The organism is Flavobacterium xueshanense, assembly GCF_900112975.1.
GTDB lineage: Bacteria > Bacteroidota > Bacteroidia > Flavobacteriales > Flavobacteriaceae > Flavobacterium > Flavobacterium xueshanense.
Genome location: NZ_FONQ01000012.1, coordinates 1 through 16,436 on the forward strand (window position 1 = coordinate 1; position 16,436 = coordinate 16,436).

Genomic DNA, 16,436 nt, shown 5'->3' on the forward strand with positions numbered 1-16,436 from the left:
ATTCAATACGCCAGCAAGAAGTTTACTAATGTGATTGATTCCTATAAAATGATTACAAGGAGTATGAGTAGAAAAGGGAATTGTTGGGATAATGCAGTAGCTGAGAGCTTTTTTAAGACTTTGAAAACCGAACAAATTTATGGTAATAAACTTATATCAAAAGAGCAAATGGAACTCGATATATTTGAATTTATTGAAATCTGGTACAACAGAAAAAGAAGGCATTCCGCCTTAGATTACAAAACAATAGAAGAATTCTGGAAACAGAAAAATAATTTTAAAAATGTTGCTTAACTAATACTGCGGGTTTTATTTGCATATCCATACTACCGTTATTGATTTGACTAATCCTTAGATGCTTATGCTAGATTTTCCTCCTATTGCTTTATTCAATCTAAGAGCTGGAGATAGGGCTAAAGAACTTTGGATAACCAGAAAAATTATACTTGAAACAATATCCAATCTGGTTCAAGTTGGATATATCATAACCAAGGATGTTGCTTCATCTTATTCAAGAACAACTCAATTAATTCCAGAATTTTAGTTGCTTATAAACGATGGGTAATAAAGTTTTAAAATATTTGGTAAAAAATATTTGATTAATGACCTCTAACTAGGTTTGTTTTGGAATAAATCCCAGTTAGAATTCTTTTTAAGGATGATGTCAAATTGAGCTTTAGGATACAAGTATAACTCACCAATCATGGTATATGGTATTATGCCAGATTCTCTATATTTGATTATAGTATTAGGTGAAAGACCAAATTTTGCTTTAAGGTCTGTATTTCTGTAATAAGTATCTTCCTGCTTTACTTTCTCTTTTTTGAGTTTTTCCTCAATACTATTCAGTTTATTGAAAAGGGGATATAGTATATTTTCAAGTTTCTCTACTGACAGTAAAATTAATTGCGAATTATTGTTTTCCATAAGATGCTTTTTTATAATTATTATAATGCAAAATTATGGGGTTCTGACAAGTTTATCTAGGGATTCCCAAGGATTCCAACAATACAATTAGTAACCCTTCTTCTTTAAATCTACCTTCTTTTCTGTTAACGAATCAATTCTTTGGGATAGCTTCCCAACTAGGTCATTAAGAAAAGTGATTTCGTTTTCAAGAATTTTAGAATCTGTACCTCTTGCGACAGGCATGGCTTTTGTCATTTTTTGAGCTTTGGTATAGATTGATTTATCTAAATAAAAGATGTTGGCATGATTGATATAATTTTTAAGACTTGTTCTTTCATCTTTTACATCTGTTTTATCCTTAGCAATAATTCCAATTTCATATAGATTGTAAAATAGATGTCCAAGGTTTGTTTTAGTAAGGTCAAATTCCAGTTTTAAATCTTCAGGTATAAAACTATTTAAGTTTTCTTCAATATTAGATTTTCTTCGATTGTAGACGGTAGTTATGCTTTTAAGAAAATTTCCAATATCATGAATCATTTCAAGATGTAAAGTCAGAATATATGTAAGATGTGCTTTAGCGAATACAAATTCTACTTCATCTTCTTCAATATTAAATTCTTTTATCAAAATATTTTCTAATGTTTCACTTTCATCATATAAAGAGGTGCCAATGTTAAAAAAGTTTTTTATTACTTCAATTATAATTTCATTTTTAGCATCAAAAAAATTACTCGGTTTGGGTTCAGGTAAATCCATTGGGGAAATTTGGGGAGGATTATCAGGAAATACAAGAGACATTGACCAATCATCAGAAGAGAAATTATAGGTAGAGTATCTTTTTAAAAGTTGTGTTAGAGATACAGAAAATTTTTGAATATCCTCTAAAATGCTTTCTATGAATAATATATTTTTCTCATCTGTATAGTCTATATTCTCATCGATTAAATTTTCAATTTTCTCTTTAGTTTCTTCAAAATATATTGATGGAATTTCTGTAACCCAATTTTTGTTGTATAAAAAATTTTGAATAACATTATTGTATTCAATATCAAATTTAAGAAGCTTTTCTATCTCTAAATTGAGTTTGACTAATTTTAGCATATAATAGTTTTAATTGAAAAAAACCCTCTTAAGAGGGCTTCTAAAATAAATAAAATATTTGATTAAGCGAATTTTGTTTTTAATTTATCCATATCCTTCATTACATTAGTGTCAAGTACTTTAGCGTAATGTTGGGTCATTGTGATTCTTGTATGCCCCATCATTTTAGAAACATTTTCAATTCTAACACCGTTACCAAGGGTTACTGTAGTAGCAAAAGTATGTCTCGCAACGTAATGAGTTAGCTTTTTATCTATACGGCATAAATCAGCTATCTCCTTAAGGTATTCGTTAATTTTCTGGTTACTGATTCTTGGAAGTAGTTTATCACTATCCAAATTTGCGTACTTATCAATAATCCTTTGAACTGGTGGTAATACTGGTACATTAGACTTTATTTTGGTTTTTGCCCTATTAGTTACAATCCAGTATTCCCCATTATTATCTTTTATAATATTTTTTTTAGTGAGGTTTTCAACGTCAATGGGGGCATAGCTTGTATAACATGAAAATAAAAAAATGTCCTTGACTTTGTTAAGTCGTTCCGAACTAAATTCTTTTGCTTCGATTCTTGCAAGTTCATCTTTTGTTAAGAATACGGCATCACTAATTATTAACTTTTCATCATAACATAAAAAAGGATTATTAGTAATAATATTTCTTTTGATTCCAAACATACAAACAGTTTTAAAACATTGAAAATATTTAACTACAGAATTATGACTTATACCGAGTTTGCTATTAAAAGAGGAATCGTATTTTAAAAAATATTCCAAATTATATATAAATTCATTGTCTATATCATTAATGTCAAATGATGTTTTGCCGTGTTTTATTTTAATAAAATTGAATAACAAATCTTTTGCTCTGTTGTATTTTTGAAGAGAAGCTTTACTACGCTCACCAACTTCAGATTTCTTTTTAAAATATTCGTTGTGGTTTTTGAATAATTTTAGGACATCATATTCACCAGATTTTGTTGATTTCCCATTTAAGTTGTTCTTGATATCTGAAAGGGAAGTATTAGGGTTGTGGCGAGTCAGTTCAAAATAAATAGACTCGATCTTATTTTCAAGTAAATCGATTGCTATTTTGCAGTTGACTTCACTATTTAAACGAAGTTTATTTCTAAGTTTATTTGTGAATTCCCATCTTTCTCTGCTAATAAATTTACCAGTACTTAAGGTTGTGGATTTACCTTGTAGTTTAATTTTGGCATAAATAGGAGATTCTCTTTCACTATTTTGCTTGTCAGTTTTCAGATAAAAAAAAGTCTTAATCATAATGTTACATTTTTAATTTGTTGTAAAATTATCAGTAAAACAAAAGGTTGCCGAGGGATTCCCAAGGATTCCCCAGAAATTCGGTTACCCTAATTTTGAATAATTTCAAGGGTAACCTATAGGGTAACTTAGCTTTGATATATAATGTGTATTTTGACTATGTATCAAAAACAAAAAACCCTCTAAACGTTGATGTTTAAAGGGTTTTGACTTTTAAAGTGTCAATTGACATCTTTATCAGCGGAGAAAGAGGAACTAGAATCTACTTTTTCTCATCATATCAAAACATATCAAAAAACGTGTTAACCCATGTAAAATAAAGAATTTTTGATATATTGCAAGTAAGTAAAAATAAGCTAATTATCTATAAATAAAGTCTATGTGGGGATTATGTGGGGATTATTTTATACCTTTAAAGTATTGAAAAATATAATACTTCCACGCATATGGCAACAATAAACTATCTCGTTAGGGGAGAAAAAAACGCAACAAACATACTTTTGCGTTTTAAAAATGGCAGAAAATTTGATTTGACAGCTACAACAGATTTAAAAGTAGAACCTAAAAGATGGAGTGCTGCCAAACAGAAAGTCAAACTTACAGCCGATGATCCCACAAAGGATGAAGTCAATAATAAATTAATCGAGTTGGAGAAATTCATCTTTGATGAATTTAATTCAGACAACAGCAAAGGGGAGTTTATTGACAAGTACTGGCTAAGAAAAAAGATTGCCAATTTCTTCAATAGACCAATTGATGAAACTGCAGTTGACCAGGTATTTTTTATTCCATTCATTGAAACCTTTATTAAAAACGCTCCAACAAGGATCATTAAAGGTAAAAATAAGGTTATTGCAAAAGGAACCATTACAAAGTACACAACAACAAAACACAAGCTAGAAGAGTTCGAAGAACGATTTAAAACAAAGCTAAAATTCACGGATTTAGATTTAACTTTCTATGACAAATTTGTCAATTTTTTATCGCAGGAACAAAGTATAAATTTAGGTACGATAGGAAACTATATTGGAACATTAAAAACGATTGCCAGAGATGCAAAATTGAAAGGTTTACCAGTGCATCCGCATATTGAGCATCCGAACTTTTTTGTTCCAAAAATTACGGCTGATAGTATTTATTTGAATGACACCGAAATCAATAAAATATTCAATCACGATTTTAAGGGAGTGGAACGATTGGAGAACACTAGAGATTTATTTATAATCGGCCTACGAACCGGTTTGCGAATATCTGATTTTTTAAGATTGAAAGATGCTAATATCAAAAACGGGTATATTGAAATTGAAACCCAAAAGACAGGACAAACGGTTACCATTCCGCTACATACTCAAGTAAAAGCTATTTTGGAAAAAAGAAACGGATTTCCCAGAGCCATTTCAGATCAAAAGTTTAATGAGCACGTAAAAGATTTATGTGAAGTTGCAGGATTTGAAGAAAAAGTACAAGGTTCTAAAATCAACAAGAAAACCAAAAGAAAAGAAGACGGAATGTATCATAAATGGGAATTGGTTACTTCTCATATTTGCCGTCGTTCCTTTGCTACCAACTTATACGGTAAATTAGATAACTTGACTATTATGGCTATCACTGGCCATCAAACAGAAACCCAATTTTTGAAATACGTTAAAATAACCAATACTGAGAAAGCCGATAAATTAAAAGAGTATTGGAATAAGCAAAATGAAGAGCAAGAAATTGAGGAGAAAAAAATGAAAGTAGTTAAGTAAGAAAAGTTTAATATATTTAGACTTTAATTTACACTATGAGTAATTATAATTTAAAAAAATTTTGCGACAAGGCAGTAAATCCCGACCCTAATATTGAATATTCGATTGGGGATGAATTGGTCTTATTAAAAAAAGATGGTGAAAATGTTTTAGCAGATGTTCTTGAGGAGATAGATAATTACCCCGAAAATAGAGATATTATTATAAGAGATGTTAGAGCTAAAGTTTTAAAGTCAAAATTTACTGAAGTAAAAAAAAATAAAAACTTTAAAAAGTGGCTGAAGAAAAAAAAAATAAAGATTAGTTACGTTACAGATAATAAATTGTATGACAAGGTATTATCTAAATATATTATATCTTTTTACAAAAATAAATTTGAAGGTAATATTTCGAAGGATATATTAATAGATAAATCTATACATCACGAAGTGTATGGTTTTTTTTGTACACATTTTCAAAAAGTTTTACTTGATTCATTAGATGAACATCTTTCCGGAAATCAACTTATGAAACAGGCAATTAAAGAATACCTGGAATACAGATCATTAGTTACTGATGAATCTAAACAAGAATATTTTTCGGAAGATGGAGTTAATAAATTAGAAAAGGTTATTTTTAAATCAGATAATGCTTGGAAAACTTTCTTTTTTTTACTTGATAAATTTAATATAACTAAAGAAAGTTGCCTAAAAAGAGGTGTACAAGCAAAGCTAAATGCTATATGGGGCTGTCCATCTTCTAAAAACCAGATATTTAGAGAACATTGCGATCTTAAAGATTATATAGATTATCTTAATAATACTTTTGATGTAAATTATAGTAATAGGACCATGTCTGATGGCTCTAATTATCATGTTACGATACAAAAATGGTTAAGTGAGAATAAATAAATATTAATATAATTATACATTCTTACATATTTTAAGCAAGTAAAGTGCAATTTACATCTCCATAAAAACTTAAGTAAAAGTAAATTGAGTATGTCTAAATAAAGAAGCATATAACTGCATACAATTACATATTTTGCACATATAAAGTGCAATATACATTTGCTCCATAGAAACTTAATAAAAAGTAAAATGGAACATTACAAAATTACACAAGTACACGGGGTTGGATCCGAGGAATTAAAACAAGATTTCAAATATATTGTACGAGAAGGGTTTAAAGAGTTTGCTCTAAACTTCCAACCAGTTATTCCGCCCGAGTATCTTACTCGCCAAGAAGTAGCAGAGATACTCAAAGTATCACTGGTAACACTTTCCGATTGGAACAAAAAGAAAATTCTTAATCCGTATCGATTGGGTAATTTAATCCGCTACAAGCGCTCCGAAATTGAGCAGGCATTGATATGTATTAATCCTAAAAAAGTTTAATAACTCCAGCTTTTTTAAACAGGGTTTGATTTGTACTAACAACAAATCTGCTTGCTCAGACTACTCAAAAAATAAAATTAACCGTAAATCTAACGTTAAACTAATTCACAATGGACAACTATCTATATCCATGCCACTATTGTGGCAACCAATACAAACCCAACCGACGACACAAACAACGCTTTTGCAGCAATAGTTGTCGCGTAAACTCCTTCAATCTGAATAAAAAAAAGAACTCTGTGGTGAAAGCTGAGGGCAATAACGAACCGAAGAATCCTGTTCAAATTGAAAAAATGAGTTTATCCGGAGTTGGAAATGCAGCAGCAGGTGCATTGGTTGCAAAAGTGGCAACAGACTTTTTCACAAGCCATGATAACAAACCAGCTACAAAAAAAGACATATCAAATCTAATTAGAACACTAAAAGGGAGATATTCTCCAATAAATAACATTCCTAATAGACAGGATGGAGCTCGAGCATTTTATGACTATCAAACTCAAACCTATGTCTACTTGACAAAAAATTGATCTCAAATATATTTTAATCTAAGTATGTATTTGATGAATTTATTAAATATCAATAAAAGGTTATCTCAAAACTCAAACGAAACGAAAACATTAATTTCCACAAAAAAACCCATTGTAATTGACCGTTACAATGGGCTAATAATATGTAACAATTATGACACCATTACAATTATCCAAAGATATGATTTTCAGTCATGCAACCCCTGAAGATATTTATCTAAAATTTTTAAATCTTCCTGAACTCCCAAAAGGGAATATATCCAGTCCATTTTCTGAAGATAAAAAACCCTCATTCAAGTTATACTCTAACGGAAGTTTCAAATGCAACAGCACGGGAAAACAAGGTGATGTTTTTCAGCTTGTAGCCGACTTAAACCAACTTGATTGCAAAACTCAGTTCCAAGAGATTTTAAATGTGGTTGCAAAAGAGATGAATTTACCTCTAGGAACTCTTGAATCAACCAGAAATCTCCCGTACCAGCCAAAAAAATCAGTACCAAAACAAGAAAAACCTTTTGTGTTATCAGTTACTCATACTGAATTCGAAAATAACCATATAGCTTATTGGGACAAATTAGGAGTTCAAAGAGAACTTTTAAAAAAATATAATGTTAGAGCAGTTTCAAAATATAGCTTCTTTAGTCCTGCAAAAAATAAAGAGTTAACTTTTGTCACAAAAGATGACGTTTTAGTGTTTAGTTATGAAGTAAATGAAAATTTTGAAGTTTATATTCCGGCACAGCTTGATAAAAATCAACCAAAAAAATTTAGCAATGGATTAAAGAATGGCGACGTTTTTGGGCTGGAACAATTAGGAACTGAAAAAATAGAAAATTTAATTATTTGTGCAGGAAAAAAAGATACTATCGTCGCCGTTTCAAGAGGATTCAAAGCCGTAACTTTTAGAAGTGAAACACACAACCCAACAATATCCCAAATAAAAACTTTGCAAAGCTATTGCCAACACCTTTATATCTGTTATGATAACGATAATGGAGGTATTAATGGTAGAAATAAAATAATAGATAAATATCCAGAAACAATTCCGCTAACACTCCCGCAAGTATACAATGATCTTACAGACTATTTTCAGGAAAAATCGGCTTCTGATTTTCAAAACATTATTGATGTCGCCCTAAAAGGAAAAAACGAATCAATTGTTGAAGAACAAAGCGAAAAATGGACAATATTTCACGTAGCCGAAAAGTATTTAACCGAGAACTACGACATCCGGCTAAATGTAATTTCCAATGATATTGAGATCAGTAAAAAATATCTAGAAGATTGGACATCATTAAACGAAAATTCAATTTATAGGGAACTGCAAAAGAAAAGTATTAAAATTCCGAAACTCTCTTTAATCTCGATTTTAATGAGTGATTTTGTTCCACAATACAATCCCTTAATTCAATACTTTGAAAAACTACCAAAATGGGATGAAGACACAGACTATATAAAACAGTTTACCCAATATGTAAAACTCGCACCAGGTGAAAATGAAGAACATTTTATAGAACAATTTAAAAAATGGTGTGTTCGAGTTGTAAAATGCGCTACCATTGATGGATACTTTAATAAAGAAGCATTTATCCTCACTGATGACGGTATAGGACAGAGTATGGGAAAGACATCTTGGTGTAGGTTTCTTTGCCCTCCACAACTATCACATTACATAGCCGAAAACATAAGTACAAACGAGAAAGATGCAAGAATTTCACTTTGTAAAAATTTATTTATCAACTTGGATGAATTGGACAGTATGAACAAAATGGATGTGAATAAATTGAAATCCTTTTTTAGCACTTCACAAATTAATGATAGATTACCATATGACAAAAAAAACTCAACAATACAGAGGGTTGCAAGTTTTTTGGGATCAACCAACATGACAAATTTTCTTCATGATGAAACAGGTTCCGTCAGATGGATTTGTTTTATTGCCGAAGGGATTAATTGGGAATATAAATCAAATTTTGATATCAACACTCTCTGGTCACAAGCAGTACACTTGGCAAAAGACTTGAATTTTATAGAGACCATAAGTAAGGATGAAATATTAATTAATGAATCCCGTAATGAAAAGTTTCAAATAATTTCACCGGAAAGAGACCTAATAAATAGGCTATTCAAATTTTCAAATGACGTTACGAAAGGGGAGTTTCTATCCGCTACGGACATTGCGGAGCATATTCATTTATGGTCATCAGGAATTAAGGTGAGTTGTGTTGCCGTTGGAAAAGCAATGAGGAAAATAGGTTATAAAAAAGATAGATTAAACCAAGAATGGGGTTATTGGGTTATAAAAAAAGACACAGTTCTGAAATAAATAATAATAAAAAATAAAATTCATCTTTTCATCTTGTCTTCTTAACTATCTCTACCTAACTATTTATGAATCAGGGCATAGAAATAGATAGCCTTTAAATATTAATCTTGTCTTATCTTGTCTTTTGTTAACTAATTTATTAAATAGGTAAGATAGACAAGATAAGCAAGATGGTCTTATATACACCGAAGCCTTGATATCATTAGGATTAGATAAGAAAGACAAGATTAATTAAGATTTTCAAACTTTTAGGTTTTATGATCATTTTCTTTTTTCTCTAAATCACCATCAATATATTTATTTTAGCACCTTGTCAAACCCTTAATGAGTAATATTTTTTATCAAAATTAAAAAATTGATTGCAATCAGGATGTTAAGTATTATTTTCAAAAACCCGTTAACTGAAAAAATAACCGTTAACGGGTTTTTTGTTTACACGCTTACAACGCTGTTTTTTGGCGAGAATATTGCGATCGGATCACATTAAATTAACAAAATACTACATGCACGAGTTACGTTAACGCAACTCGTGCACGTTTTATTAATTATTATATTTAGTGACCATAGACTCAAATAAATATCACTAAAAGTGGGTATAGTAAAATCCTACAAAACATCGTTTATTTACAAAAATGCAATCAGTAATAATCAAACGAAATAAAATAAACACTAAATAGGTAACTCCTTTACGGTTTTCCTCATTTATACTAATTAAATATTCGATACTTTAGCAAATGAATTGTCAGAATTTAATTCTAAAAGCTAATTGCATTAAAATTGTAACATAATAAGTTTATGAACATTGCTCAAATAGAAGAAAACCTTCAAAACCTTATATTAAACTACACCCAAGAAACCTTCATTTATGAATTGTTAATAGCTTACGGTTTACCCAAAGCATCTATTACCAGATTACAAAAAGGAAATTTAAACCTTTCAAAAGTAGAATGCGAAATATCATGGAAGAAGAAACTGTTTTTTAAGCCAGTTTTTAACGAAGATTTACGCATTGCAATTACCAATTGCAAGGACCAATTAAAGCAAGAACAACGTTTTATTATCGTTACTGATTTCAAAACCGTATTGGCGATAGACACCAAGACTACTGATACTTTAGATATTGAATTTGAAGCTTTACCCAAACATTTCGATTTCTTTTTGCCCTGGGCAGGAATGGAGAAAGCAACGCATCAAAATGAGAATCCAGCTGATGTAAAAGCAGCAGGTAAAATGGTAAAGCTTTTTGATGAAATCAAAAAAGACAATCCAGATACTTCACCTGAATTTATTCACGGACTCAATGTTTTTTTATCACGATTGCTGTTTTGTTTTTTTGCTGAAGACACAGGGATTTATAAACTAGGACAGTTTACAAATGCAATTGCATCACATACACAAACTGATGGAAATGATTTAAATGAGTATCTAAATAAGTTATTCGATGTATTAAACACTCCTGAAAACAAACGTAAAGACTTACCACAGTACCTCTCTGCCTTCCCTTATGTAAATGGAGGTTTGTTCCAACACAATCACCCGACACCCACTTTTACGCGTCGTTCGCGTCAGGCTATCATAGATGCTGGAGAACTAGATTGGGCCGCCATAAATCCTGATATATTTGGTTCTATGTTTCAGGCAGTTATTTTACCAGAACATCGTGGAGGACTAGGAGCACATTACACCTCGGTTCCTAACATTATGAAAGTCATAGAGCCTTTGTTCTTAAACGATTTATATGAAGAATTTGAAAACGGTAAAAATGAACCCAAAAAACTAAACAAACTATTAGACCGTGTAAGTAAACTAAAAATATTTGATCCAGCCTGTGGTAGTGGAAACTTCCTGATTATTGCCTACAAAGAATTACGATTGCTAGAAATTAAAATCTTAGAGCAATTGCAAACCTTACAAAAAGCGGCTACAGGATTTGAACCTTATCAATTGGAACTTATACCTAAAGCGCAATTAACCTTAGCAGCTCAATACCAACACTCCATGTTTTCTAGAATCGAGCTGGCTCAATTCTACGGTATTGAAATTGATGATTTTGCGCACGAAATTGCCATTCTATCATTATGGCTGGCACAGCACCAGATGAATCAAAAATTCAAAGAAGTCTTTGGCGTTGCAAACCCCACTTTACCGCTTCAAGCAGGAGGAAACATTGTTCACGGTAATGCTACTAGAGTAGATTGGGAAGAAGTTTGTCCTAAAAAAGATGGTGACGAAATTTATATTTTGGGCAATCCGCCTTATTTAGGATTTAGTTTTCAAAATAAAAATCAAAAAGATGATATGATTGCTGTATTTAAAGGTTTGGATAATTTTAAATTCTTAGATTATATTTCTTGTTGGTTCTTAAAAGCTTCCGACTATTTTGTAAATATAAATGGTCAATTTGCATTTGTGTCTACAAATTCAATTTGTCAAGGAAATCAAGTTGATATGTTATGGTCACATATTTTAGAAAAAGATATTGAAATTAGTTTTGCTTACCCGGATTTTAAATGGGATAATAATGCTAAAGCTAAAGCACAAGTAATATGTTCAATCATTGGTTTGAGAAATAAAAATAATAAACCAAAGTATTTATTTAAAGATCTAATCAAACAAAACGTTGATAATATTAATCCCTATTTAGTAAATGGCAGTAATATTATTATTAAAAAAAGAAATAAAAATTTGTCTGGGTTACCAAATATGGAGTATGGAAATATGCCATTGGATGGAGGCTATTTATTATTGAATGAAAATGAAAAAGACAAAATAATTTCGGACTATCCAAATTCATCTAAATACTTTAAGTTGATTGTTGGTTCTAAAGAATTCATTAACAATCAGGTTAGATGGTGTTTATGGTTAAATAACAATGACTTAGAAAGTGTAAGAATCATTGAGCCAATTTATCAAAGAATCGAAAACGTTAGAATAATGAGAGAAAATGGCGGAATTATTGCAAAGAACTACCAAGATATTCCTCATAGATTTTATTCAGTCAACGTTGCTTTAAATAATCAAATAATAATACCAAGAGTTTCGTCTGAAAGAAGAAAGTATGTACCTATAGGTTTTTTAGATTGCAATACGATTATTTCTGATTCTGCACAAGCAATTTATGACCCAGAACCATACATTTTTTCAATTTTAAACTCAACGATTCATATGGTTTGGTTTAAGGCTACCGCTGGAAGATTAAAAACAGATTATAGATACTCTTCAGCATTAAGTTATAATACTTTTCCTTTTCCTAAAATTTCAGGAGCACAAAAGCAAGAACTGGAGCAATGTGTCTTTAGAATTCTGGAAGAGCGAGAAAACCACTCCGAGAAAACATTAGCACAATTATACGACCCCGATAAAATGCCAGAAGGTTTGCGAGAAGGACACAGATTAAATGATTTAGCGGTAGAACGTTGTTATCGTTCTAAACCTTTTGATAGTGATGAAGAGCGTTTAGAATATTTGTTCAAACTCTATGAAAAAATGATAGCGGAGGAAAAAGAGAAAGACACATTGTTTCAAGAAGAAAAGAAAGCCAAAAAAACTAATTTATGAAAACTATAAGAATATCAAAAAACATCACAATTAATAACTTAACTACCCAAACTGAATTACTAAATGTTTACAAGGATTTGTTGAGTGAATTAAAACAAAAATATCCTCCTTCAAATGCTCAAGGAAGAAATTGGGATTATTATCTTAAAAATAATAGAAAAACTTGTGTTAGTTTAAGTAATAGTTTAAATAGTTATACTGAAAGTTTATTAAAGATTCATAATGTTTCAGATGTTACAATTAGTGCTAAACCAAATTACAAAGAATTTCTTGTTTTTTATAAAATCTCTATTGAAGAATATGACTTCGTTAATGCTGAAATTAATTTGCATTTCCAAAGTAGACAATTCGAATTATTAGAAATTTTAGAACAATCTGTTTTAGTAAAAGGTTCAGAACCAGAAGATTTTCCTTTAATTTTTGATTTAAATAATGCAGATCTTTCAATTTCAGAATATTTAATATAATAATATGCCAAATTTAGTAAACGTATCATACCACCAAACAGGTAAAAGCACTGGCACCAATACAATGGGAATGCGAGAAATAAAAACTCGTGCCTTTGAATCTCGTGACGCACAATATTTATTATTAAAAGCGCCACCAGCTTCGGGAAAATCTCGTGCATTAATGTTTTTAGCTCTAGATAAATTAATCAATCAAGGAATTAAGAAAGTGATTGTTGCCGTTCCTGAACGCTCAATTGGCGGTTCGTTTTCTAAAACTGATTTAACGAAAGATGGGTTTTTCTCTGATTGGGAGCCCAATGACATTTACAATTTATGTACTCCTGGTGATGATGGCAGCAGCAGTAAAGTAAAAGCATTCCATAAGTTTATGGATAGTGATGAAAAGATATTAATCTGTACACATGCAACATTGCGTTTTGCTTGTGAAGAATTGGATGATTCTAAATTCAATAGTACTCTTTTGGCAATCGATGAATTTCATCACGTTTCTGCTGATGCAAACAATAGACTGGGTGAATTATTAAAAATGATAATGTCCAAATCTTCGGCTCATATTGTAGCGATGACAGGATCTTATTTTAGAGGGGATTCAGTGCCTATTTTAACTCCCGAGAATGAAGCAAAGTTTACTAAAGTCACCTATAATTATTATGAACAGCTAAACGGTTATAACTTCTTAAAATCATTGGGCATTGGCTACCACTTTTACACAGGAAAATTCACTTCGGCAATTCTAGAAGTGTTAGACACAGATAAAAAAACAATAATTCATATTCCAAATGTAAATTCTGGAGAATCTACAAAAGACAAACACAATGAAGTCGATTTTATAATTGATGCCATAGGTAAAGTAATCAAGCAAGATTCAGAAACAGGTGTTATTTATGTAGAAAGACATGCTGATGGAAAAGTACTTAAAGTGGCTGATTTAGTTGAAGACAGTTCAAGAGAAAGAGACAAAATTGTAAACTACCTTAGAAATGTAAAATCTGTAGATGATATGGATTTAATTATTGCATTAGGTATGGCAAAAGAGGGTTTTGACTGGCCTTTTTGTGAACACGCTTTAACCGTTGGTTACCGTGGTTCATTAACCGAAATTATTCAAATCATAGGTCGATGTACACGGGATAGCAATAATAAAACACACGCACAATTTACTAACCTTATTGCACAGCCAGAAGCCATACAAGACGATGTAAAATTAGCTACTAACAATATGCTTAAAGCGATAACAGCATCATTGCTTATGGAACAAGTACTAGCGCCTAATTTTAAGTTCAAAACTAAACTTGACAATGATGATGACGATATTGAACCAGGAGTAATTAAAATTAGAGGGTTTAAGAAACCAAGTTCTAAAAGGGTAAAAGACATAGTAGAATCGGATTTAAATGATTTAAAAGCCACCATATTGCAAGATGACATTATGCTTAAAGCAATACCTGGAAACGTGGACCCGGAAGTAATCAATAAAGTATTAATCCCTAAAATTATCAGGATTAAATACCCTGAGTTATCTGATGAAGAAATTGAAGAAATTCGTCAATATGTTGTGGTTGATTCTGTAATAAAAGCAGGTGAAATAAAAGAAGTGGGCGACCAGCGTTTTATTAGAATGACTGATAAATTCATCAACATAGATGATATTCATATTGACTTAATTGACACCATTAATCCATTCCAAAAAGCATTTGAAATTCTATCCAAATCAGTAACTACAAAAGTGTTAAAGGTAATTCAAGACACAATTGAAGCTACACGGATAAAAATGGATTTTGAAGAAGCCAAGATTTTATGGCCCAAAATAGTACAGTTTAAAAAAATGTACAACAAAGAGCCTAGTCTACAAGCAAATGATCCACTAGAGAGAAGAATGGCGGAATGTATCATTTACTTAAAGGAAGAAAAAAGAAAACTAATGGCAAATGGATAAAAATCAAGCTCTTAACGATATTTTTAATAATGACGAGTTTGATATTTTAAATGTCAAGCCTAAAGTATCCAATGCTAGAAATGCAGATGAAAGATTGTTGGCTACTTTTACTGAAATTAATGATTTCGTTTTAAAAAACAAGGTGGAGCCACAACCTAATGCAACCAATATATCAGAGTTTCAACTCTATTCAAGATTAAAGGGAATTAGGGATAACCCAGAGAAAAGTCTGTTATTAGAAAATGAAGATATACACGGATTATTAAAAACTAAAGAAAAAGAAATCAATTCAATTGATGATATTTTCAATGATGATATGTTTAATATATTGGAAGATGATACAGATTTATTTGATTTCAGACATACTCCAAAACCTGATGAAAGAATTTCAACAGACTTTGTTGCCAAAAGAAGGTCATTAAAAGATTTTGAGAAATACGAACCTTTATTTAAAGAAATCCAGTCTGATTTAGCTTCTGGAAAAAGAAAGTTAGTTGATTTTAAAATGGACAATTTACGAGTTGGTGGCTATTACGTTCATAATGGTGTTTTATTTTTATTAGAAGAAATTAATATTTCTAAAAAAGAACATTACCGTGAAGACGGTACAAGAGTTCGAGAAGATGGAAGGACCAAATGTATATTTGAAAACGGTACAGTTTCTAATATGCTTAAACGTTCCGTTGAAAAGATATTATATGCCAATGGTCAAGTAGTCTCAGAGAATGTAGATCAGGTAAATGAAGACTTCATAGAAAGATTTTATGATATTAAAGAGGAAGATGAAGCAGCAGGATATATTTATGTGTTGCGTTCCAAAAGTAAAGACGAACGAATCATTGATATCGATAATTTGTTTAAAATTGGTTACTCTAAAGTTGAAGTTGAAGAGAGAATAAAAAATGCCGAAAAAGACCCAACCTATTTAATGGCGCAAGTTAAAATTGTTACTTCTTGGAAATGTTTCAATATGAACCCACAGAAGTTAGAACAGTTACTCCATAATTTCTTTGGTAAAGCATGTCTTAATATTGACATTTATGATGAAAACAGACAAAGATATTCACCACAAGAATGGTTTATTGCTCCTATCGAAGTCATAGAACAAGCAATAGAGTTAATAATTAGCGGAGAGGTTGTAAAGTATATATTTGATGTTAAAAGTGCATCTATATTTATAAAATAGTTTTATCGATTAT

At 30.8% G+C, this 16,436-nt stretch carries 14 protein-coding genes; 11 read left to right on the forward strand and 3 right to left on the reverse strand.

Annotated elements, in window-relative coordinates; all coding sequences use genetic code 11:
• Both BMZ76_RS11290 and BMZ76_RS11295 read left to right on the forward strand, forming a co-directional pair.
• Positions 1-294 (forward strand): integrase core domain-containing protein (locus tag BMZ76_RS11290; protein WP_167547456.1); only part of this gene is annotated, 294 nt, incomplete at its 5' end.
• Between the two features lie 67 nt (positions 295-361).
• Complete coding sequence (locus BMZ76_RS11295) at positions 362-544, forward strand: hypothetical protein (protein ID WP_143071086.1); 183 nt, start codon at positions 362-364, stop codon at positions 542-544.
• A gap of 65 nt (positions 545-609) precedes the next feature.
• Here BMZ76_RS11295 and BMZ76_RS11300 read toward each other — a convergent pair whose 3' ends face one another.
• The 3 genes from BMZ76_RS11300 to BMZ76_RS11310 all read right to left on the reverse strand — a co-directional run bounded on the left by BMZ76_RS11300 (position 610) and on the right by BMZ76_RS11310 (position 3,296).
• Complete coding sequence (locus BMZ76_RS11300) at positions 610-927, reverse strand: helix-turn-helix domain-containing protein (RefSeq protein ID WP_091206358.1); 318 nt, start codon at positions 925-927, stop codon at positions 610-612.
• Between the two features lie 87 nt (positions 928-1,014).
• Complete coding sequence (locus BMZ76_RS11305; RefSeq protein WP_091206362.1) at positions 1,015-2,013, reverse strand: hypothetical protein; 999 nt, start codon at positions 2,011-2,013, stop codon at positions 1,015-1,017.
• A gap of 62 nt (positions 2,014-2,075) precedes the next feature.
• Positions 2,076-3,296 carry a site-specific integrase gene (locus tag BMZ76_RS11310; RefSeq protein WP_091206365.1) on the reverse strand — a complete coding sequence of 407 codons (1,221 nt, stop codon included), beginning with the start codon at positions 3,294-3,296 and terminating at the stop codon, positions 2,076-2,078.
• 446 nt (positions 3,297-3,742) lie between these two features.
• Here BMZ76_RS11310 and BMZ76_RS11315 point away from each other — a divergent pair, with 446 nt between their 5' ends.
• The 9 genes from BMZ76_RS11315 to BMZ76_RS11355 all read left to right on the forward strand — a co-directional run bounded on the left by BMZ76_RS11315 (position 3,743) and on the right by BMZ76_RS11355 (position 16,423).
• Positions 3,743-5,044 (forward strand): site-specific integrase, encoded by a 1,302-nt coding sequence (locus BMZ76_RS11315; RefSeq protein WP_091206368.1) that lies wholly within the window; start codon positions 3,743-3,745, stop codon positions 5,042-5,044.
• A gap of 35 nt (positions 5,045-5,079) precedes the next feature.
• Positions 5,080-5,934: a hypothetical protein gene (locus BMZ76_RS11320; RefSeq protein ID WP_091206371.1), complete on the forward strand. Its 855-nt coding sequence runs from the start codon at positions 5,080-5,082 to the stop codon at positions 5,932-5,934.
• Positions 5,935-6,123: 189 nt separating this feature from the next.
• Complete coding sequence (locus BMZ76_RS11325; protein ID WP_091206376.1) at positions 6,124-6,420, forward strand: helix-turn-helix domain-containing protein; 297 nt, start codon at positions 6,124-6,126, stop codon at positions 6,418-6,420.
• Positions 6,421-6,530: 110 nt separating this feature from the next.
• A complete protein-coding gene (locus tag BMZ76_RS11330) occupies positions 6,531-6,947 on the forward strand; it encodes a hypothetical protein (RefSeq protein WP_143071087.1) in 417 nt (138 codons plus the stop codon).
• A gap of 154 nt (positions 6,948-7,101) precedes the next feature.
• A complete protein-coding gene (locus tag BMZ76_RS11335; RefSeq protein ID WP_091206381.1) occupies positions 7,102-9,273 on the forward strand; it encodes a VapE domain-containing protein in 2,172 nt (723 codons plus the stop codon).
• A 795-nt stretch (positions 9,274-10,068) separates the two neighbouring features.
• Entirely contained in the window at positions 10,069-12,831 is a 2,763-nt protein-coding gene (locus BMZ76_RS11340) for a class I SAM-dependent DNA methyltransferase (protein WP_091206386.1), read from the forward strand.
• Entirely contained in the window at positions 12,828-13,298 is a 471-nt protein-coding gene (locus BMZ76_RS11345) for a hypothetical protein (RefSeq protein WP_091206390.1), read from the forward strand. Before BMZ76_RS11340 ends, BMZ76_RS11345 begins: the two co-directional genes overlap by 4 nt.
• 4 nt (positions 13,299-13,302) lie before the next feature.
• Positions 13,303-15,237 carry a DEAD/DEAH box helicase gene (locus BMZ76_RS11350; RefSeq protein ID WP_091206394.1) on the forward strand — a complete coding sequence of 645 codons (1,935 nt, stop codon included), beginning with the start codon at positions 13,303-13,305 and terminating at the stop codon, positions 15,235-15,237.
• Positions 15,230-16,423 carry a GIY-YIG nuclease family protein gene (locus BMZ76_RS11355; protein ID WP_091206397.1) on the forward strand — a complete coding sequence of 398 codons (1,194 nt, stop codon included), beginning with the start codon at positions 15,230-15,232 and terminating at the stop codon, positions 16,421-16,423. Before BMZ76_RS11350 ends, BMZ76_RS11355 begins: the two co-directional genes overlap by 8 nt.
• Positions 16,424-16,436 lie beyond the last annotated feature (13 nt).